We start from the raw sequence: 21840 nt of genomic DNA, 5'->3' as shown, positions 1-21840 counted from the left end.
TCGTTCGGGAATCGCGGAGAGCGCCCAAGCCTGCGGAGACTCGACGCTATGCAGCCCGGGCACCATGGGCAAGAGCGGTTAAGCGGGGCTTCAGAACCGCTTTCGTCCGGTCGCGCCCAGCCGGGGGACGGCCGCGAGCAGGGCTTTGGTGTAGGGGTCCCGCGGGCCGCCGAACACGTCCCGGGCGGAGCCGGTCTCCACGACCCGGCCGTCCTTCATCACCGCGACCCGGTGGCTGAGCCTGCGGACCACCCCCAGGTCGTGCGAGATGAACACGTAGGCCACGCCGAGGCGTTGCTGCACCCGTACCAGGACGTCGAGGACCTGGGCCTGGACGGAGGCGTCGAGGGCCGACACCGGTTCGTCGCAGACGACGACGTCGGGGTCCGGGGCGAGTGCCCGGGCGATGGCGACCCGTTGGCGCTGTCCTCCGGACAGGTCGCGGGCCCGGCGGTCGAGCACCGTCTCGGGCAGGTCGACGTACGTCAGGAGTTCCGCCACCCGCGCCGCGCGGGCACCGCGCGCGGTGCGCACCGCCTTCAGCGGTTCCTCCAGCAGCTGCCGGGTGGTGTAGCGCGGGTCGAAGGAGCCCAGTGGGTACTGGTGGATCATCTGGACGCGTCGGCGGTCCGTGCGGCGTTCGACGGCGGAGCGTTCGGTCCAGGAGCGGCCGTCGAGGGTGATCCGGCCGCTGTCGGGCGGCACGAGTCCCAGCAGCATCCGGCCCACGGTCGTCTTCCCGGAGCCCGATTCGCCCACGATGCCGAGGGTTTCGCCGGCCCGCACGGTCAGCGACACCCCGTCGACTGCGGTGAGCGCGGGCCCGTGCGGCGACCGGTACCGCTTGACGACGTCCTCGGCGCGCAGCAGCACCGGGCCGGGCTCGGCGGGAGCGGCCTGGGTGTCGCCCCCCGGGACCGCGGCCAGCAGGGCGCGGGTGTAGGGGTGGCGGGGGTCGGTGAGGACCTGCCGGGCGGGCCCCTCCTCGACGAAGACGCCGTCCTTCATGACGTGGATGTGGTCGGCGAGTTCCCCGACGACGCCGAGGTCGTGGCTGATGAGCAGGACGGCCGTGCCGGCGCGGGCGTGCTCGCGCAGCAGGTGCAGGATCTGTTGCTGCACCGTGGCGTCCAGGGCCGTGGTGGGTTCGTCGGCGATCAGCAGATCGGGGCGGGCGGCGAGTGCGGAGGCGATCAGGGCGCGCTGGCGCAGCCCGCCGGAGAGTTGGTGCGGGTACTGGGCGGCTCTGATCCGGGGTCGGGGCACTCCGGCGGCGGCGAGCAGCCGTTCGACCTCGGCGGGGATCTTGGCGGTGGGCACGGTGTGGTGTTCCCGCAGGGGTTCGGCCACCTCGGCGCCGACGCGGCGCAGCGGGTCGAGGGAACCCAGCGCGTCCTGGAGGACGAAGCCGACCCGGCGGCCCCGTAGGGCGCGCCAGCGGCGGGGGTCGAGGCGGCGCAGGTCGATGCCGTCGAAGGTGAGGGCCCGGGCGTCGACGGCGGCACCGTCGCCGGCCAGGCCGACCAGGCTGCGGGCGGTGACGCTCTTGCCCGAGCCGGACTCGCCGACCACGGCGACGACCTGTCCGCGCCGGATGCTCAGCGACACCCCGCGGACGGCGTCCACCCGACGGCGACCGCGGCCGAAGCTCACCTTGAGGTCCTCCACCCGGACGAGTTCGGCGCCGCCCGCGGTGTGCACGGGGGATTCCGTGGTGGTCGCCTCGGTCATCGGTGTCTCCCGTCGAGGGTGTGTTGGAGGTGCCGGCCGAGCACGGTGACGGCGAGGACGGCGAGGGTGATGGCCGCGCCGGGGAAGGCGGCGGGCCACCAGGCGACAGCGAGGAACTCCCGGCTGTCGGCGAGCATCGCCCCCCATTCGGCGGTGGGGGGTCGTGGGCCGAGGCCGACGAAGCTGAGGCTGGAGCTGGCGACGACCATGGCGCCCAGGGAGACGGTGGCCAGGGCCAGGACGGGTCCGGCGGCGTTGGGCAGGACGTGCCGGAGGACCACCTGGGTGCGGGTCCAGCCGAAGCCGTGGGCGGCTTCGACGTACGCCTTCGAGCGGAGTCCGATCACCTCGGCGCGGGCGACCCGGGCGAAGCCGGGCAGGGACACCACGGCGAGCCCCACGGTGGCCGTGGTGGCGCCCGGCCCGAGCACCGCGACCACCAGGAAGACCAGGAGCAGCCCGGGCACGGACAGGACGACGTCCAGCAGTCGGCTGATGACCTGGTCGGCGATCCGGCCGAGTTGCGCGGCGGCGACCCCGACGAGCGTGCCGCCGACGAGGGCGAGACCGACCGCGCCGGCACCGATGAGCAGGGAGGGCCGGGCTCCGTACACGATCCGCGCGTACAGGTCGCGCCCGCTCTGGTCGGTGCCGAGCAGATGACCGTTGCCGGGGGGTTGCAGGAGGGCGTTCACGTCGGTGGCGTTGGGATCGGTGCCGGTGAAGAGCGCGGGGGCGGCGGCCATGGCGGCCAGGGCGAGGAGTACCGCCACGCCCAGCCAGAGCCCGATGCGGGGGCGGTTCACGTCGGCCTCCCCGTGTCGCGGGTGCGCGGGTCGATCAGCCATTGCAGGGCGTCGACGGCGATGTTGACGAGGACGAAGACGGTGGCGGCCAGCAGGACCACGGCGATGACGACGGGCAGGTCCTTGTTCTGCACGGCGGAGAGCATCAGCCGTCCCACCCCCTGCCGGGAGAACACGATCTCGATGATGACGGCACCACCGATGAGGGAGCCGGCGATCCAGCCCATCAGGGTGGTGGCGGGCAGCAGGGCGTGGCGCAGCACGTGCCGGAACCGCAGGGCCAGTTCGCCGATGCCACGGGCCCGGGCGGTCACCGCGAAGGGTTCCTCCAGGGCCCGTAGCAGTCCTTCCCGCAGGACCTGGGCGACCACGGCGGTGGGCGCGGCGGCGAGGGCGACAGTGGGCAGGACCAGTCCGCTGACCCCGGTCGTGCCGACGGTGGGGAACCAGGGGAGGGTGAACGAGAAGACGGTGAGCAGGAGCAGCCCGAGGAAGAACGGGGGCAGGGCCACCACCAGGGATTCCACGGCGGCGAACAGGGCCGGGACCCAGCCGCGGCGGTGGGCTCCGAGCACGGCGAGCAGGACGGAGCCCACCGCGGTGACGAGCAGGGTGGACAGGATCAGCAGCAGGGTGTCGGGCAGTTGGGAGCCGATGGCGTCCCAGACGGGTTGGCGCAGTACGTACGAGTCGCCGAAGTCGCCGCGGACGATCCGGCCGAGGTAGGTGGCGTACTGGATCAGCAGCGGGTCGTCGAGACGGTACTGGGCGATGATCTCGGCACGGATCTGCGGGCTGACGCTGGAGCGGGCGAGCAGCACGTCGGCGGTGCTGCCGGGCATGATCTGGATGAGGAGGAAGGTCAGGGTCACGGCGCCCCACAGGACGCCGACGGAGCCGGCGGCGCGGACCAGGACGAGCCGGAGGAGGCGGGCCCGGCGGGCCCGCTCCGGGGCGGTGTCTCCCGGAGCGGGCCCGACGGTCAGGAGGTCAGCCATGCGGCGTAGAGGTCGGCGGAGCCGTCGGCGGTGAAGCCGGTGCCGCGTACGGCGTCGCGGGCGGCGAGGGTGGAGACGGGCGAGTAGATCGGGAGCACGGCCGCGTCCTCGGTGATCTTCCGCTGCACCTCGCCGTAGATCCGGAACTGTTCCGCCTGGTCCTCGGCGCGTTGGGCGGCGAGGAAGAGCCGTTCCACCTCCGGGTCGTCGTAGCGGGCCATGTTGTTGCTGATGCCGCGCTCGGGGGTGGGGATGTTCTCCTTGCCGAACAGGACGCGCAGGACGTCGGGGCCCGGTGAGGAGAAGCTGGTGTCGATGATGTCGTAGTCGGCGGCGAGCAGTCGTTTGACGAAGGTGCCGCCGTCGACGTTCTCCTCGACGAACTGGACGCCCAGCTTCTTGGCCGCGGCCTGCACCTGTACGGCGAGGTTGGTGATCGACGGGTCGGACCACAGGTGGCGGACCTTCAGGCGCTTGCCGTTCTTGGTGCGGTAGCCGTCCTTGTCGCGGCCGGTCCAGCCGGCGCGGTCCAGGAGGCGGCCGGCCTCGGCCGGGTCGTGGGCGTGGGCGGCGCCCTGGGCGGCGCGGCCGGGGGTGCTGGCGGACAGCGGGCCGTCCGCGGCGGGGTACTGGCCGAAGTACACCTTCCGCGCGAGGGTGGCCCAGTCGATGCCGGCGCGCAGGGCCTTGCGGACGGCGACGTCGGCGAGCGGGCCGTTCGCGGTGTTGGGCCAGTAGCTGTAGTTGGCGCCGGGGAAGTCCTTGGTGTGGAGGGTGAAGCCGGGCGTCTTGCGCAGGCTCCGGGTGCTGGTGGGGTCGAGCCCGGTGGCCGCGTCGATCTGTCCGCTGGTGAGCGCGCCGTTGCGGGAGGCGTTGTCGGGCACGACCTGGATGGCGATGCCGTCGAGGTGGGCGGGCCCGGAGTGTTCCGCGGACTTCGGGGCCCACCGGTAGTCGGGGTTCTTGACGAGGTCGATGCCCTTCTGGGCGACGAGTCCGGTCTTGGTGCGGAAGGGGCCGGTGCCGACGATCTTCTTGCAGAGGGTGGCGGGCGAGCCCTTGAGGGTGGCCGGGGACTCGATGCCGAGGTTGGGCAGGGCGAGGGCGCCGAGCAGGCCGGAGTCGGGCCGCTTGAGGGTGATCTCCGCCGTGTGGGCATTGACAGCGCGGGAGGACTTGTACGCCGAGATCAGGCTGGAGGCGAGCAGGGACTTGGTGTCCGGGTCGGCCACGTGGTCCAGGTTGGCGACCACGGCGGCGGCGTCGAACGCGGCGCCGTCGGTGAAGGTGACGTCGTCGCGCAGGACGAAGGTGTAGGTCAGCCCGTCGGGCGAGACCTTCCAGCTCTTGGCGAGCCAGGGCTCGAAGGTGCCCTTGGCGGTCTGGTGCACCAGTGAGTCGACGATCGGGCGGGTCAGCAGTCGGGCCGCCTCGGTGGGGCTCTGGTGCGGGTCCAGGCACTCGGGTTCCTTGGCGATGGCCAGGCGCAGGGTGCCGCCCTCGCGAGGCGGGCCGCCGGCCTTGCCGCCCCCTCCCCCGGTGTCCGCCGAGCACGCGGTCACCAGCGCCAGCAACAGCGCGGTGGCGCCCGCCCCGGTGGCGGGTCTGTGTGTACGTATCCGTGTGCCCGAGTGCATCGGTGTCCTCATCGCTTGGTTCATGACGATTGGTCGCCACGGTGCACGGCCGGGCTAAAGCCGCTCTGAAAGCGTGAGGCGCGGGGGCGGGAGGGGCGGCCGGGGTGCTCAGAGGGAGCTGGCGATCTTCGCGAGGTGTTCGTACGAGCGGATGCGGGCCTCGTGGTCGGGCACCTGGGTCAGGACGAACAGTTCGTCGGCGCGGGTGCGGGCGACCAGGTCGGCCAGGCGGGGGGCGATCCGATCGGGGGAACCGACGAACTGCGGGTCGATGCGGGAGCGCAGGAACTGGCGCTCGGTGGGGGTGAAGCGGTGGGCGGCGGTCTCCTCCTCGGTCGGCAGGACGCCTTCGGGGTCGACGGTGCGCATCAGGATCTGGCCGTACACGAAGGCTTCGGCGAGCCGCGCGGCGCGGTCGTCGCTGTCCGCGGCGACCGCTATCACGGCGACGCTGGCGTGCGGCTCCGGTTGTGCGGGGGTGCTGCGGAACGCCTGGCGGTAGGCGTGCAGCGCCTCGGGGGCGCCGCCGCCGACGATGGCGTGGGCGTACACGTAGGGCAGTGAGGCCCGGCCCGCGTGGACGGCGCTGTTGACGCTGGACCCGACGAGCCAGAAGCGGGGCGGGGTCTCGGGCTCCGGCACGGCCCGCACCCCCGACTGCCCCTCACTGAAGTACCCCTGGAGTTCCTGGAGTTGGGCGTCGAAGCCAAGGCCACGGGGGTCGCCGAGCCGGGCCGTGGAGGCCGGTGAGCCGCCGGTCGCCCGGCCGAGCCCGAGATCGACCCGCCCGGGGTAGAGGCTGGCGAGCACCCCGAACTGCTCGGCGACGGCGAGGGCGGAGTGGTTGGGCAGCAGGACCGCCCCGGAGCCGACGGTGAGGGTGCGGGTGGCCGCGAGGAGCGGGCCGGCCAGGACCGCGGGGCTGGAGGTGGCCAGGGCGGGGGTGCCGTGGTGCTCGGCCACCCAGTAGCGCCGGTAGCCGAAGCCCTCGACCGCTCGGGCGAGGTCGACGGTGCGGCGCAGCGCGTCACCGGGCGTGTCGCCCCGCCAGACGGGCACCGTGTCGTGCACCGAGATCGCGATTCCTTCGGCCAACGGGCTCTCCTCCTACCGTTCGGGTCGCCGCCGCACACCGTGCGAAGTGATCCTGAGGCGACCTCATGTTGTCTGCGCCCCAGTTAAGTTGAGGGCTCCTCAGGTTGTCAATGCGGAGACCCGTCGCGCCCGGGCGACCGGTCCGGGACGGGGAGCAGGCCCTCGGCGGCGTCGAGGGTGAGGTGCCCGGGCACCTCGACGGGCTTGACCAGCGCGTGCCGGAACTCCCGGCGCTCGGGCCCGTCCCGCACGACCTCGAACCCGTAGTGCACGTAGAAGTCCGCGACCTTCGCGTTCTTCGCGGTCGGCCGGTAGCTGCCGCACACGGCCGTGAAACCGGCCGCGCGGGCCCGGTCGAGCAGTACGGCCAGACCCGCCTGTTCGATGCCGCGGGCGAAGACCCGGCAGCTCAGCAGGATGTTCTCGATGTGCAGGACGTCGTCGTCGGAGCGCAGGAACACCGCCCCCACCAGGCCGTTGCCACCGAACCGGTCACCGGAGGCGAGCGTCAGGACCCGGGTGCCGGGACCGGCCGCGGCCTGCCGCACCTCATCGACCGTGAGGCGACGGGTGGTGAGGTTGAACTGATTCGTGCGCAGGGTGAGTTGGCTGACGCGTGCGAGCTCCGACGGGAGCACGGGCGCCAACGCGACCCGTACGTCGAGCCCGGCGAGGAAGTCCGCCGCGCCGCCCGCCGCCGCGAGGAAGTCCGAGCGGGCCGCCTCCTGCCGGTAGCGGTGGGTGCGGACCCGGTCCTCGGACGTGACCGCCGTCGTCGTGAACCAGCCGTCGGCCAGCAACCGCCGCACGTGCAGCGCCGGGTCACCGTCCAGGGCGACCACCACCGTCTCCGGCAGCTCCGCCGTGACCGCCGCGCACTCGCGGACGTTGTCGTCCGCGAACACCACGCTGTCGCCGCCGAGGTTCAGTCCCGCGGTGAGCTCGCGCAGGGACACCGGCTTGGGCTGCCAGCCGGCCAACACCCGCACGAAGTCCTCCTCCCGCACCCGCAGGTCCGGGTGGTCACGCAGCGCCGACCGCACCGTGTCCGGATCGTTCTTGCTGACGGCGGCCAACAGCACCCCCTGGGACTGGAGTTGCTTGACGACGCCCTGGAACCGGTGGAACGCGTCCCCCCGACGGCCGTGGGCCACCTCGATGCCCTCCACCCCGTCGTCGCCCAGGACGCCGCCCCACAGCGTCTCGTCCAGGTCCACGGCGAGCACCTTCTTCGACCGGCCGGTCAGTGCGCGGACGAGATGGCCCAGTTCACGGGCGTACGCGCCGAGCAGGTGGTCGGAGAATCGGGCTCCCGCGTACACCTCGAAGCGCGGGTCGGCCAAGGGGATCGGATCGCCCAGGAGCGGGTCGACGTCGACCACGAGGGTCCGTCCGGTCGCCGCACCGAGACCGAGGAGTTCCGCATTGGCCGCCCGCCAGGCCGCGCCCAGCCGGGCCCGGGCCGGGTAGTCGAGCAGCTGGGCCTGCCAGTTCCCGGGCAACGGGAGGGTGTTGAGGACGAGGGTGCCCGGGGTCCGTGCGGTGTATCCGGTGGCCAGGTCGCGCCAGAGCGCGACCTTGGCCGCCAGGGTCGCGGTGACGTCCTCGGCCGTGAACGGTACGGACACCTCGTCGAACACCGTGGCGTGGTCGAGTACGCACACGGTCACGTCCACCGGCTGGGCGTGCAGGGAACTCGTGGGGTCACCGAGCTCCCTGACGTACGAGCCGAAGTCGGTGAGCCGTACCGACGGGACGAACCCGTGGCGGGCGAGTTCACCGACGAGCGCCGTGCGCAGGCCGTCCAGGGTGCCGCCGCCGGTGAGGCCCACCGTCACGGACGGCAGGTCGGGGTGATGGGCCGGGACGGGCGTCAGATCGGCCCGGGCGAGCAGCCGGGCCGCCCGGTCGAGGTCTGCGCGCTCCATCGCCCGCAGCAGCGGGGCGACCCGGTCGAAGCGCCGCCCGAGTTCGCCGTCGCGGTGCAGGGCGCGCAGCTGGTCGAGCGGGGTCGTGCCGTCGGTGGGCGTGGTCATCGGACGGTCTCCTGGGGGCGGGGGGCGAGCGAGTCGACCAGGTGCACGGCCAGGGTGTGCGCGGTGCGGTGCTCCAGCACCACGCCGGGACGCACCTCCACCCCGGTGTCCCGGGTCAGCCGGGTGGCGATCTCCAGCGAACCGAAGGACGTGATGCCGAGGTCGGTGAGGTCATCGTCGGGGTCCACCTCCCCGGGAGCGTGACCGAGGGCCGCGGCGACCGCGGCGAGCACCCGCTCGACCACCACGGCGAACCGTTCCTCCTCGGGGACCTCCCCGAGCGGTGGCACGCCCGGCACCTCCTCGTCGGGTGCCGGCGGGGGGACGGAGGGCAGCCGGAGGTCCGGCGCGCCGCCCGGGTGCGGTGCCGGGCGGGCGAGCCAGAACGCCCGGTGCTGGAACGGGTAGACGGGGACCGCGGCGGGGTCGGCGAGGGGCCCCGCACCGAGCAGCCCGGTCCAGTCGACCGGCACGCCGTGGCAGTGGGCCTCGGCGACGGCCCCCACCACGGAACGGGCCTCCGCGGACGGCCGCCGGACCAACGGGATCGTCGCCACCACGTCCCGCCGGTCGGCGAGGCAGTCCGCGAGCAGCCCGGTGACCGTCGGATCGGGACCGATCTCGACGAAGGTGTCGATGCCCAGGGCGTACAGGGATTCCACCCCGTCGTGGAAGCGGACCGTCCCGCGCGCCTGCGCCGACCAGTGGTCGGGCGCGGCCAGCCCGGCCCGGTCGACGGGGGCCCCGGTGCGGTCGGTGATGAGCGGCACCCGCGGCTCGGACACCGTGATCCGGGCGGCCACCGCGTCGATCTCGGGCAGCGCCGGGTCCATGTGCGCCGAGTGGAACGCATGGCTCACCCGCAGGGCCTTGGTGCGCACCCCACGGGCGCGCCAGGCCGCGGCGAGGGCCCGCACCGCACCGGCGTCCCCGGAGACCACCGTGGAGCGGGGCCCGTTGACGGCGGCCACGGACACCGCTTCCCCGAACTCGGCGAGTGAGGCGAGGACGTCCGCTTCGGGAGCCCGGATCGCCACCATGCTCCCGCCGCCGGGCGCGGCCTGCATCGCCCGGGCCCGGGCCACGACCAGCGCTGCCGCGTCCGTCAGCTCCAGGGCGCCGCCGACGTACGCCGCCGTGAGCTCGCCGATGGAGTGGCCGAACAGCGCCGCCGGGAGGATGCCGAAGGACTCGGCGAGCCGGGCGAGCGCGGCCTGGGTGGCGAACAGCGCGGGTTGGGTGAACTCGGTGCGCTCCAGCAGCGCCGCCCGCGGCCCGCCGGGGGCGGCGAGGACGAGATCGCGCAGGGCGGGCCCGTCGGCCGACGGGTCGCGCGCCGCGTCCAGGGCGGCGCACACGGTGTCGAAGGTCCGCGCGTACACCGGGAAGCGGGCGTGGAGTTCGGCGCCCATGCCAGGCCGCTGGGTGCCCTGGCCGCTGAACACGAAGCCGACCCGCCGACCGGGCTTGGCGGTGGTGACCGTGCTCGACGGGCCTGCCAGGGCGTCGAGTTGACGTTCCAGTTCGCTCGCGTCGGCCCCGGTGACGGCGGCCCGGTGGCGGAACGTGGTGCGCCGGGTGGCCAGGGTGCGCGCGACGGCGGCCAGGTCGTGGTCCGGCCGCTGCCGCAGCAGTTCCCGTAGCCGTTCCGCTTGGGCGCGCACCGCCCCGGGCGCCTTGCCGGACAGGACCCAGACGACCTCGGTGTCGGGTGCTCCGGGGAGTTCGTCGGGCGGGGCGGCCGGTGCCGCGCCGGCCCCTGGGGGCGCGGTGACGTCCGGCTGGTGTTCCGCCACGATCAGATGGGCGTTGGTGCCGCTGATGCCGAAGGACGAGACGCCGGCCCGACGCGGTCGGCCGGGCTCGGCGGGCCAGGGACGGGGGGTGCTGAGGACCCGTACGCGGTCGGCGGGCCAGTCGACGAACTCCGACCACTCGTCGGCGTGCAGGGTCGCCGGCAGCACCCCGTGCCGCAGTGCCTGCACCGTCTTGATCACTCCGGCCACGCCCGCGGCGGCCTGGGTGTGGCCCAGGTTGGACTTCACCGAACCCAGGTGCAGCGGCCGGTCCCGCCCCGGTGCCCCGCCGTAGGCGGCGATCAACGCACCCGCCTCGATCGGATCGCCGAGGGCCGTGCCGGTTCCGTGGGCCTCCACCGCGTCGACGGCGTCGGCCGGGATGCCGGCGGCCCGCAGGGCGGCTTCGATCACCTTGCGCTGGGCGGCTCCGCTGGGCGCGGTCAGTCCGTTGCTGGCGCCGTCGGAGTTGATCGCGGAGCCGGGCAGCAGCGCCAGCACGGGGTGAGCGGCGCGGACGGCGTCCGAGAGTCGTTCCAGGACGAGCAGGCCCGCGCCCTCCCCGAAGCCGGTGCCGTCGGCCCCCTTGCCGAACGCCTTGCACCGGCCGTCGGCGGCGAGGCCGCCCTGGGCCGCGAAGTCCGTGAAGACCCGGGGCGTCGCCATCACCGTCACCCCGCCGGCGAGCGCCAGATCGCATTCGGACCTGCGCAGGGACTCCACGGCCAGGTGCACCGCGACCAGGGACGAGGAGCAGGCGGTGTCCACGGTCAGGGCGGGGCCCTCGAAGCCGAAGGTGTGGGCGAGCCGGCCGGACACGATGCTGGCGGCGTTGCCGGTCATCAGGTGCCCCTCGATGTCGGCGGGGACGGTGCCGGCGGGCGGTGCGTACTCCTGCTGGATGGCACCGGCGAAGACCCCGGTGCGGCTGCCCCGCAGCTCGGCGGGGAGCAGCCCGGCGCGTTCCAGGGCCTCCCAGGACAGTTCGAGGAGCTGACGGTGTTGCGGGTCCATGGCCAGGGCCTCCTTCGGCCCGATGCCGAAGAAGGCGGGGTCGAAGCCGGCCGCGTCGTCGAGGAAGCCGCCGGTGTGGGCGTGGCGCAGCGCGTCGGGCGCCCAGCCGCGGTCCCCCGGTGGTCCGCCGACGGTGTCGACGCCCTGGTCGACCACCCTCCACAGGTCCTCCGGCGAACGCACTCCTCCGGGATAGCGGCAGGCCATGGCGACGATGGCCACCGGTTCGGCACGCGCCTGCGCCAGGGCTTCATGGCGCGCCAACTCCTCTTTGGTGCGGGCGAGTTCTGAGGTCGTCCACTGGAGGTACTCGACCAGTTTCGCTTCGTCGGCCATGGGGCGGCCACCTCTCGGGCTCGGATCAGGAACGGAATTCTGCGTCGATGAACCGGAAGAGTTCCTCGGCGGTGGAGGGCGCCGGCACCGGTCCCGCCCCGGAGCCGCTGCCGTTCCCGGAGTCCGCCGGCTGCCCGTCCGGGTGTGCGTCAGGCCGTGCGGACGGGTGGGCGGACGGTTCGGGAGCCAGCCGGTCCAGCAGGTGGTCGGCGAGCGCGGTGGGGGTCGGGTGGTCGAAGACGAGGGTCGCGGGGAGCCGGAGCCCGGTCGCCCGGCCCAGTCGGTTGCGCAGTTCGACCGCGGTCAACGAGTCGAAGCCGAGCTCCTTGAAGCTCCGGCCGTCGGTACCGGCCTCGTCGCCCGGCGGGCGCCCCAGCACGGCGGTGATGTACTGGAACACGGTGTCCGCCACGAGTTCCCGTCGCCGCGGCGGATCGACCGCGGCGATCCGCTCGGCGAGGCCGCCCTGAGCGGGGACGGGCCCCTGCGCGCCGGCCCCGGGCCGCCCTCGTACCAGGGACCGCAGGACGGGGGCGAGGTCCGGGGTGTCGGCGAGGCGACCGGCGTCGATCCGTACGGCGACCGGTGCCGGGTCGCCCGCGGACAGGGCCGCGTCCAACAGGGCCAGAGCGCGATCCGGGGTCAGGGGGAGGAGTCCCCCGCGGACCAGGCGTGCCCGGTCCGTGCCGGACAGCGAGCCCGTCATGGCGCTGTCGGAGTGCCACAGCCCCCAGGCCACCGAGGTCGCCGGCAGACCGGCCCGGACCCGGGCGACGGCCAGGGCGTCCAACTGGACGTTCGCCGCGGCGTACGCGCCCTGACCGGCGCTGCCGACCAGGCCGGCGGCGGAGGAGAACAGGACGAACGCGGCGAGGTCGGCACCTCGGGTCAGCCGGTGCAGGTTCCGGGCGCCGTCGGTCTTGGGGCGGAGCACCGCATCGAGCCGCTGCGGGGTGAGGTTGGCGAGCGTGGCGTCGTCGAGGACGCCGGCAGCGTGCACCACGGCGGTGAGGGGGTGGCGCGGGGACACCGCGGCGAGGAGCCCGGCGACCGCGTCCGCGTCCGCGACGTCCACGGCGGCGGAGGTCACCTCGGCGCCCAGGGCTGCGAGCTCCCGGTGCAGTTGCCGGTCGGCTTCGGTGTGGGCGCCCCGGCGTCCGACGAGCAGCAGGTGGCGCGCGCCATGCCGGTCGACGAGGTGGCGGGCGACGAGGCGCCCGAGGCCGCCGTACGCCCCGGTGACGAGGACGGTGCCGTCCGGGTCCGGCGCCCGGGGGACGGTCAGGGCGACCTTGCCGGTGTGCCGGGCGAGGCTGAGGTGTCGGAGGGCCTCGGGGGCCCGGGCGACGTCCCAGGCGGTGACCGGCAGCGGGGTGAGGACACCGGTCCGCAGGAGCTCGACGATCTCCGTGAGCATCTCCTGGATCCGGTCGGGACCGGCGTCCAGCAGGTCGAAGGACTGGTAGCCGACGCCGTGTTCGGCCCGGACCCGGAAGGCGCTGCGCAGGTCCGTCTTGCCCATCTCGACGAACTGCCCGTCGGGGACGAGCAGGGCGAGTGAGGCGTCCACGAACTCGCCGGCGAGGGAGTTCAGCACGATGTCCACGCCCCGGCCGTCGGTGGCCGCGCGGACCGCGGGGACGAACGACAGGTCACGGGAGTTCGCGAGGCGTTCCGGCGGGAGGCCCGCCTCGGCCACGGCGCCCCATTTGCCGGGGCTCGCGGTGCCGAACACGTGCAGCCCCCAGTGGTGGGCGAGTTGGATCGCGGCGCCGCCGACGCCGCCGGCGGCCGAGTGCACCAGCAGCCATTGGCCGGGCCGGGCGTCGGCGAGGTCGCGCAGGGCGTAGTAGGCGGTGAGGAAGACGGCGGGCACGGTGGCGGCCTGCGCGAAGTCCAGCCCCTCGGGGACGGGCGCGAGCAGCCGCCGGTCGGTGACGGCGACCGGTCCGATGCCGCCGGGGACGAGCCCCGTCACCCGGTCGCCGGGGCGTAGGTCGGCCACCGATTCGCCGGTGGCGAGCACGACGCCGGCCGCCTCGGTGCCGAGCTCGGCCTCGCCCGGGTACATGCCGAGGGCGAGCATGGCGTCACGGAAGTTGAGTCCGGCCGCCCGAACGGCGATCCGCACCTCGCCGGGCCCGAGGGGTTGCGGTGCCAGCGGACGGTGGACGAGGTCGTCGGCGACGCCGCTGCCGCCGGGGGCCAGCCGCCAGGGCCCGGCGGGGGCGGCGCCGAGTTCCGGACGGTAGGGGCGCAGCCGGGGCACCAGGACCTCGCCCTCGCGCAGGGCCAGCTGGGTTTCACCGGTGGCCAGGGCCGCGGAGAGTTCGCTGGTGGAGGGATCGCCGTCGAGCAGCACGACCCGTCCGGGTTCCTCCGCCTGCACGCTGCGGACCAGGCCCCACACCGCACCGCCGGCCGTGGCGGCCACCCCTTCCCCGGGGACCGCCTCGACGGCGTGTCGGGTCCGCACCACCAGGCGGGTGCCGTCCAGGCGGGGTTCGGCGAGGAGGGCGCGCAGGGTCTCGATCACTTCGCCGAGCGTGGCGCGCAGGCCCGCCGGGTCGTCGTCGGTGCCAGCCACGGGCACCACCAGCGCCGGCGGGGACGGGTGCCCGTCGTCGAGTGCCGTGCGGACGGCGGTCAGGTCCGGGTGGGCCGCGGAGCCCAGCTCCCAGTGGACCGCTGGGTCCGTGGGGCGGGCGTCGGGGTGCCCTTCCGGGGCCGGGCGCTCCCAGCGGACGGTGTGCAGCGGGTCCGCCCGCAAGGGCTCGGCGGTGCGGAACACCACCGCGTCGACGTCCGCGACGGGCCTGCCGTCGACGGTCCGCAGGGACACCGACACGGTGTCGTCGCCCCCGTGCCGCAGGAGGGCCCGTACCGTTTCCCCGTCTCCCACCGGGTGGTGGCGTCGGAAGCCGCGCCAGGTGAACGGGAGCCGCACCGCACCGTCGTCGGGGAACAGTCCGGCGACGGAGGCCGTGTGGAGGGCGGCGTCCAGCAGGGTCGGCGGGGTCCGGAAGCCGGGGCGCCCACCGGTGGGCAGCGGATCGAGGGAGAGTTCGGCGTGCACCTCGGTGCCGGACCGCCGGGCGGCCCGCACCCCGCGGAACGCCGGCCCGTACTGGTAGCCGCGCAGGGCGAGGCCGTCGTACAACTCCGTGACGTCGACGGGGGAGCCGTCGGCCACCGCCGGCCAGGGGGCGCCGGCCGGCTGCGGCTGCCCTAGGGCGGTGGTCAGGGTGCCGGCGGCGTGCGGGGTCCAGGCGGCGCCGAGCGGGTCGTCGTCCGCGGGGACCGGGCGGGCGTGGACGGTGAGGGCGCGTGCTCCGTCGCGCTCCGGAGGTCCGACGCCCACCTGGATCTCCACGGCGCCGTCGTCGCCGGCCCGGGTGTCCGGGGACAGCGTCAGGGGCTGTTGCAGGACCAGCTCCTCCAGCGTGGTCGCGCCGACCAATTCCCCCGCGAAGAGCGCGAGTTCCGCGAGCACCGCACCGGGCACGAGGACGGTGCCGTCCACGGTGTGGTCGGCGAGCCAGTGCTGTTCGTCCGTGGCGAGCCGGCCGAGCAGCAGCACGGTGTCGGTGTCCGCGGCCCGGACGGCGCCGGTCAGCAGGGGGTGCCCCACCGGGCGGGCGCCGTCGCCGGGCACCGCCGGGGCCGCGGGCACGACCGGGTCGAGCCAGTGCCGTTGGCGGTCGAAGGCGTAGGTGGGCAGCGGTGCCAGGCCCAGGCTGCGGGGGCCGGTGTGCGCGGTCCAGTCGACCGGGACGCCGTGCACCCACGCCTCGGCGACGGAGTGCAGCACCCGGTCGGGGCCGCCCTCGTCACGGCGCAGGGTGCCGAGCACCGCCGGGGTGCCGCCGCTCCCGGGCGCGGCGTCGAGCACGTCCTGGACGCCGACGCCGACCACCGGGTGCGGGCTGATCTCGATGAACACCTCGTGTCCGGCCTCCACGGCGCTCTCGACGGCGGTGCGCAGCCGCACGGTCTCTCGGAGGTTGCGGTACCAGTACGCGGGCTGCCCGAAGTCCGGTGCGCCCGGCGGCACGGCGGCACCGGTGACCGTCGAGTAGATGTCCGCGGCGAAGCCGTCGGGTGGTGTCACCTCGGGGAGCACGGAGAGGAGTTCGGCCTCCAGGCGCTCCACCTGCGCGGAGTGCGAGGCGTAGTCCACGTCGATCACTCGTACGCGTACGTCCAGGTCCACGAAGGCCCGCCGCACCTGTTCGACGGCCGCGACCTCGCCGGCCACGACGGTGGACCGGGGTCCGTTGACGGCGGCGACGCCCGCTGCCGCGCCGGACGCGACGAGCACGTCCCGTACGGTCGTTTCGTCGGCGGCGACCGACAGCATGGCTCCGCCGCCCGCCAGGGCGCGCAGGGACCGGCTCCGCAGTGCGGCGACCGCGGCCGATTCGGCCAGCGAGAGGGCGCCGGCGGCGCAGGCCGCCGCGATCTCGCCCTGGGAGTGTCCGATGACGCCGGCCGGTCGCACGCCGAAGGACTCCCACACCGCGGTGAGTCCGGTCATGGTGGCCCACAGCAGGGGTTGGACGACGTCCACCCGGCCGAGGTCGGCGTCGCCGGAGAGTGCCGTCACGAGGGACCAGCCGGTCAACGGGTCGAGGACTTCGGCGGCTTCGGCGATCCGGGCGGCGAACGCCGGTGACCGGTGCAGCAGTTCCCGGGCCATGCCCGGCCACTGGGCGCCCTGACCCGGATAGAGGAAGACGGGTGCCCTGGTCACGGGTGCGTGGCCGGACACCACGGACGGTGCCGGGGCGTCCTCGGCGACGGCGGTGAGTCCCACCAGGGCCTGTGCGTGGTCCTCGGCGATGACGACCGCGCGGTGGGGGAACACGGATCGGGTGTGGGCGAGTTCGGCGGCCACGTCCGGGAGTGCGGCGGCCGGCAGCCCCTCCAGGTGGGCCCGCAACCGGCGGGCCCCACCCCGGAGGGCAGCCGCCGACTTCGCGGACAGGACCAGGACGACCGGGTCGTGCCCGGTCGGGGTGACGGGCGTCCGCCGGGGCTCGGGGGCCGGCTCCGGCTCGGTGGTTTCCTCGGGCCGGTGGGTCGCCGGGGGTTCCTCGATGATGACGTGGGCGTTGGTGCCGCTCATGCCGAACGCCGACACCCCGAAGCGGCGCGGGCGTTCGCCGGGCGGCCAGGGGGTGTTCTCGGTGAGCAGGGCGAGCCCTCCGCGCTCCCAGTCCACGTGTCGGGTGGGTGCGTCGAGGTGCAGGGTGCGGGGCAGGGTGTGCCGCTCCAGTGCCTGGACCATCTTGATGATGCCGCCGACACCGGCCGCGGCCTGGGTGTGCCCGATGTTCGACTTCAAGGAGCCGAGCCACAGGGGCGGCCGGTCGGAGCGGCCCGCGCCGTAGGTGTCGAGGAGGGCCCCGGCCTCCACCGGATCGCCGAGGGTGGTGCCCGTGCCGTGGGCCTCCACCGCGTCGACGTCGGCGGGCGCCAACCGGGCGTTGTCCAAGGCCGCCTCGATCACCCGCTGCTGGGCGAGGCCGTTGGGGGCGGTCAGTCCGTTGCTGGCGCCGTCCTGGTTGGTCGCCGAGCCCCGCACCACGGCGAGCACGGGGTGGCCGTGGCGGCGCGCGTCGGACAGGCGCTCCACCAGGAGCAGCCCCACGCCCTCGCTGAATCCGGTGCCGTCCGCCGCGTCGGCGAAGGCACGGCAGCGACCGTCCGGGGAGAGTCCGCGCTGTCGGCTGAACTCGACGAAGGTGGCGGGCGTGGCCATCAGGGTGGCACCGCCCACCAGCGCGAGGTCGCACTCCCCGGCGCGCAGTGCGCCGGCCGCGAGGTGCAGCGCGACCAGGGAGGAGGAGCAGGCGGTGTCCACGGTGACGGCCGGGCCCTCCAGGCCGTAGGTGTAGGCGATCCGGCCGGAGGCGACACTGCCGGCGCTGCCGGTGCCGAGGTAGCCGCCGTGCTCCCGGGGGTCGGCCTGGACCCGTCCGCCGTACTCGGTGTAGATCAGGCCCACGTAGACGCCGGTGCGGGAGCCGCGCAGCGAGGTGGGGTCGATGCCGGCCCGTTGGAACGCCTCCCAGGAGGTTTCCAGGAGCAGCCGTTGTTGCGGGTCGGTGGCCCGGGCCTCCCGGGGGCTCAGCTCGAAGAAGTCGGCGTCGAAGTCGGCCGCGTCGTGGAGGAAGCCGCCGTGTCGGGCGTACGAGGTGCCGGGGTGGTCGGGGTCGTCGTGGAAGAGGCCGTCGAGGGCCCAGCCCCGGTCGTCGGGGAAGGTGCCGATGGCGTCGCCGCCGTCCTCCAGCAGCTGCCACAGCTGCTCGGGCGTGCTGACTCCGCCGGGGTAGCGGCAGCTCATCGAGACGATGACGACCGGGTCGTCCTCGGTGCCGCCGGCGGTGGTCGCCGGGGACGCGGTGCGGCGCCCGGTGGTCGGGCTGTCGGCGGCGAGGTGGCGGGCGACGGCACGCGGCGTGGGGTGGTCGAAGACCAGGGTGGTGGGGAGCCGGCGTCCCGTCACCTTGGCGAGGTGGTCGCGCAGTTGCACGGCCGTCATCGAGTCGAGGCCGAGGTCGCGGAAGGGCCGGTCGGGGTCGACGTCCCGGGGCGAGTCGTACGCCAGGATGCCGGCGACGGCCCGGGTGACCGTCTTCAGCAGGTCCTCGGGGTCGAGGGCCGTCGCGGGCGCCGCCTCGGCGGGTGGGGCGACGATCAGCCGCCGGGCCGAGGTGGCGGGGGTGGTCGCGGGCTCCGGGAGGGGGCCGTCCAGGGTACGGAGGCGGATCTCGCCCACGGTGAGCACGACACGTCCTTCGGCGTCGGTGGCGGTGACCGACAGGGCGGCGGGTCCGTGCCGGGTGACGCGCACCTCGGTCACCGGCACGCCCGGCAGATGGGCCCGGACGTCCGTCCAGACGAAGGGCAGGGTGACGGTGTCCGGCTCGGTGGTGGGGCCGGCCAGGAACGCCGCTTGGAGCGCCGCGTCCAGCTCCGCCGGGTGGACGGCGTACCCCGGTTCGCCGTCCGCGGTGGTCCCCGCCGTGGACGCGCGGGGTCGCGGTCCGGGGGCGACCTCGGCGAGGACGGTGGTGCCGTCGCTGCGGACCGTGCGCACGGAGCGCAGTACGGGTGCGTAGTGCACGCCCCGGGCCTCCAGGGCGTCGTATCCCGCGGCCGCGTCGAGGAGTGCGCCGTCGTCGGGTCCGTCCCCTTCGGGCTCGGGGGCGGGGGGTCCGTCCGCGGTCAACCGTCCGGTGGCGTGCAGCAGCCAGGGGTCCCCGTCGTCCCGCCGGGAGTGCACGGTGACGGTCGCCTCGTCGTCGTCCTGCGCCTGGACCGCCACCTGGAGCCGGACGGGCCCGTCGGTGGGGACGTCGACGGGGGCGAGCAGGGTCAGCTCCCGTACGTGGGGCAGGCCGACCCGCTGTCCGGCCGCGAGCGCGAGTTCGGCGAGTGCGCTGGCCACCAGGAGGGTGCGGTCGCCGAGTCGATGGGCGCGGGCCCAGTGCGCGGCGCCGGCGGGAACCTCCCCGGAGAACAACACCCCCTGTCCGTCGGCTCGTTCGACGGCGACGCCGAGCAGCGGATGCCTGCCGACCACGGGGGCGGTCGGGGTGCCTCCCACGGTTCGGGTGTCGAGCCAGTAGCGCCGCTCCTGGAACGCATACGTCGGCAGGGCCACGGTGCGGGCACCGGGGGGTTCCGGCCACCGGACGGCGACCCCGCTCGCGTACGCCTGGGCCGCGGCGGTGAGGAGTTGGTCCGCTCCCCCCTGGTCACGGCGGAGGGTCGCGGTGGCGTGCGCCTCGACGTCCGCGTCCTCGAAGGTGTCCTGGAGGGCGGTGACCAACACCGGGTGGGCGCTGACCTCCAGGAAGTGACGGTGTCCCGCGTCCAGCAGGCCGCGCACGGTGTCGGCGAGCAGGACCGGTTCGCGCAGGTTCGCGTACCAGTAGGCGGCGTCCAGGGTCGTGGTGTCGCTCGCCGAGGTCGCGGCGGTCACCGTGGAGTGGAAGGGCACCGTGGCGGGGCGGGGGCGCAGCGCGGCGAACTCGGTGAGCAGCGCGGGCCGCAGGGACTCGACCGCGGGCGAGTGGGAGGCGTAGTCGACGGGAATGCGGCGCGCCCGCAGCCCTTGGGCCCGCACGGCGGAGACGAACGCGGCGACGGCCTCGTCAGCGCCGGAGACGACGGTGCTGCGGGGGCCGTTGACGGCGGCGACCTTGAGGTCCGGGCGGCCACCGAGGCGCTGCTCCACCTCGTCGGCGGGCAGCTCGACGGAGGCCATCGTCCCGGTCCCGGCGAGGGCCAGCAGCGCTTTGCTGCGCCGGGCGACCAGGGCGGCGGCGTCATCGAGGTCGAGGGCACCGGCGACGTAGGCGGCGGCGATCTCCCCCTGTGAGTGGCCGACGACGGCGGCGGGTTCCACTCCGAGGGAGCGCCAGGCGGCGGCGAGCGAGACCATGACGGCGAAGAGGGCGGGTTGGACGACGTCGACGCGGTCGAGTGCGTGGGCGTCGTCCCCGGCCCGGGCCACCACATCGAGCAGGTCCCAGTCGGTGTGCGGGGCCAACGCCGCCGCGCAGCGGGTCAGTTCGGCTCGGAAGGGTTCGGAGGAGGCGAGTAGTTCCCGGGCCATGCCGGCCCATTGGGAGCCTTGGCCGGGGAAGACGAAGACCGGTCGTACGGGGCCCGTCGACTCGCCGCGTGCGGTGCGGCGCGAGGGCACGTCGTCGGCGAGGGCGGTGAGGGCGCGGGTGAAGTCCTCCGGGGTGCGACCGACGGCGACCGCGCGGTGCGGCAGGGCGGCGCGGCCGGTGCGCAGGGTGTGCGCCACGTCGAGCGGGGACAGGTCGGGGTGGTCCGTGAGGTGGTCGCGCAGCCGGGTGATCTGCTCGTCCAGGGCCCGTTCGTCGTGGCCGGACAGCAGCCAGGCGAGGGGGTCGTCCACCGGGTCCGGTGCGGCGGCGTCGGGGGCCGGGGGCGCGGGTGCCGGTGGGGCTTCGACGACGATGTGGGCGTTGGTGCCGCTGATCCCGAACGAGGACACCGCGGCCCGGCGCGGCCGGTCGCGGTCGGGCCAGGGCCGTCGGGCGGTGAGCAGGGCGACTCCGCTGTCCTCCCAGGCCACGTGCGGGGACGGCGTGTCGATGTGCAGGCTGGCCGGCAGCACCCCGTGGCGCATGGCCTGGATCATCTTGATGAGGCCGCCGACACCGGCCGCGGCCTGGGTGTGCCCGATGTTCGACTTCAACGAGCCGAGCCACAGCGGGTCGTCGGCCGGGCGGCCCCTGCCGTACGTGGCGATGAGGGCGGACGCCTCGACGGGGTCCCCGAGTCCGGTTCCGGTGCCGTGTCCCTCGACGGCGTCCACCTCGGTCGGTCCGAGGCCCGCATCGGCGAGGGCGGCCCTGACGACGCGTTGTTGGGCGGAGCCGTTGGGGGCGGAGAGCTGGGTGCTGGCGCCGTCGGAGTTGACGGCGCTGCCCCGCAGGACGGCGAGCACGGGGTGCCCGGCGGCGACCGCGTCGGAGAGCCGTTCGACGAGGACGAGGCCGGCGCCCTCGGCCCACCCGGTGCCGTCCGCGCCGGCCGCGTACGCCTTGCAACGGCCGTCCGGGGAGAGTCCGCGCTGTCGACTGAACTCGACGAAGGTGGCCGGGGTCGCCATCACGGTGGCGCCGCCGGCCAGCGCCATCCGGCAGTCGCCGCGGCGCACCGCCTGCGCGGCGTAGTGCAGGGCGACGAGCGAGGAGGAGCAGGCCGTGTCGACGGTGACGGCGGGGCCTTCGAGCCCGAAGGCGTAGGCCACCCGGCCGGAGGCTATGCTGCCGGCGCTGCCGGTGCCGATGAACCCTTCGAAGCCCTCGGGCGCCCGGGTGTGGCGGGAGCCGTAGTCGCCGTACATGACGCCGGCGAAGACCCCGACGGGCTGCCCCGACAGGGACCGCGGGTCGATGCCCGCGCGCTCGAACGCCTCCCAGGCCGTCTGGAGCAGCAGCCGTTGCTGCGGGTCGATGGTGAGGGCCTCACGGGGGCTGATGCCGAACAGGGCGGCGTCGAAGTCGGCGGCGTCGTGGAGGAAACCCCCCTGGTCGGTGTAGGTGGTGCCCTCCTTCGCCGGGTCGGCGTCGAGCAGTCCGTCGAGCGGCCAGCCGCGGTCGTCGGGGAACGACCCGATGGCGTCGGTGCCCGCGGCCACGAGTCGCCACAGGTCTTCGGGCGAGCGCACACCACCGGGGTAGCGGCATGCCATGCCGACGATCGCCAAGGGTTCCCCGGCGGCGCGCTCGACCTCTTCGAGGCGCGCCCGGGCGCGCAGCAGGTCGGCGGTGGTGCGTCTGAGGTAGTCGCGGAGCCTGTCTTCGTTCGCCATCGCTACACCGCTCTCCGAAGGTCGG

General features: G+C 74.8%; 7 protein-coding genes and 1 pseudogene. All 8 read right to left on the bottom strand.

Going from position 1 to position 21840, the window contains the following annotated elements:
• Positions 1-90: 90 nt before the first annotated feature.
• The gene (locus ACFV88_RS18600) at positions 91-1731 is read right to left on the bottom strand and encodes a dipeptide ABC transporter ATP-binding protein (RefSeq protein WP_385492454.1); all 1641 of its coding nucleotides are present in this window, start codon (positions 1729-1731) and stop codon (positions 91-93) included.
• Positions 1728-2537: an ABC transporter permease gene (locus tag ACFV88_RS18595; RefSeq protein ID WP_385492452.1), complete on the bottom strand. Its 810-nt coding sequence runs from the start codon at positions 2535-2537 to the stop codon at positions 1728-1730. The genes ACFV88_RS18600 and ACFV88_RS18595 overlap by 4 nt, the downstream gene beginning before the upstream one ends.
• Complete coding sequence (locus ACFV88_RS18590; RefSeq protein ID WP_385492449.1) at positions 2534-3535, bottom strand: ABC transporter permease; 1002 nt, start codon at positions 3533-3535, stop codon at positions 2534-2536. Before ACFV88_RS18590 ends, ACFV88_RS18595 begins: the two co-directional genes overlap by 4 nt.
• Complete coding sequence (locus ACFV88_RS18585; protein ID WP_385492447.1) at positions 3520-5172, bottom strand: ABC transporter substrate-binding protein; 1653 nt, start codon at positions 5170-5172, stop codon at positions 3520-3522. Before ACFV88_RS18585 ends, ACFV88_RS18590 begins: the two co-directional genes overlap by 16 nt.
• 108 nt (positions 5173-5280) lie before the next feature.
• Positions 5281-6267, bottom strand: coding sequence for an LLM class flavin-dependent oxidoreductase (locus tag ACFV88_RS18580; protein ID WP_385492445.1), 987 nt, complete (start codon positions 6265-6267; stop codon positions 5281-5283).
• 107 nt (positions 6268-6374) lie between these two features.
• The gene (locus ACFV88_RS18575) at positions 6375-8303 is read right to left on the bottom strand and encodes an HAD-IIIC family phosphatase (RefSeq protein WP_385492443.1); all 1929 of its coding nucleotides are present in this window, start codon (positions 8301-8303) and stop codon (positions 6375-6377) included.
• The gene (locus tag ACFV88_RS18570) at positions 8300-11449 is read right to left on the bottom strand and encodes a type I polyketide synthase (RefSeq protein ID WP_385492441.1); all 3150 of its coding nucleotides are present in this window, start codon (positions 11447-11449) and stop codon (positions 8300-8302) included. Before ACFV88_RS18570 ends, ACFV88_RS18575 begins: the two co-directional genes overlap by 4 nt.
• 25 nt (positions 11450-11474) lie before the next feature.
• Positions 11475-21782, bottom strand: a pseudogene (locus ACFV88_RS18565) (type I polyketide synthase); the annotation flags it as partial.
• Between the last annotated feature and the right edge of the window lie 58 nt (positions 21783-21840).

It is taken from the genome of Streptomyces sp. NPDC059816, assembly GCF_042732055.1.
Taxonomy (GTDB): Bacteria; Actinomycetota; Actinomycetes; order Streptomycetales; family Streptomycetaceae; genus Streptomyces.
Note: the sequence above shows the minus strand (reverse complement) of the source record. Positions and strands in the feature narration are given on the sequence as shown.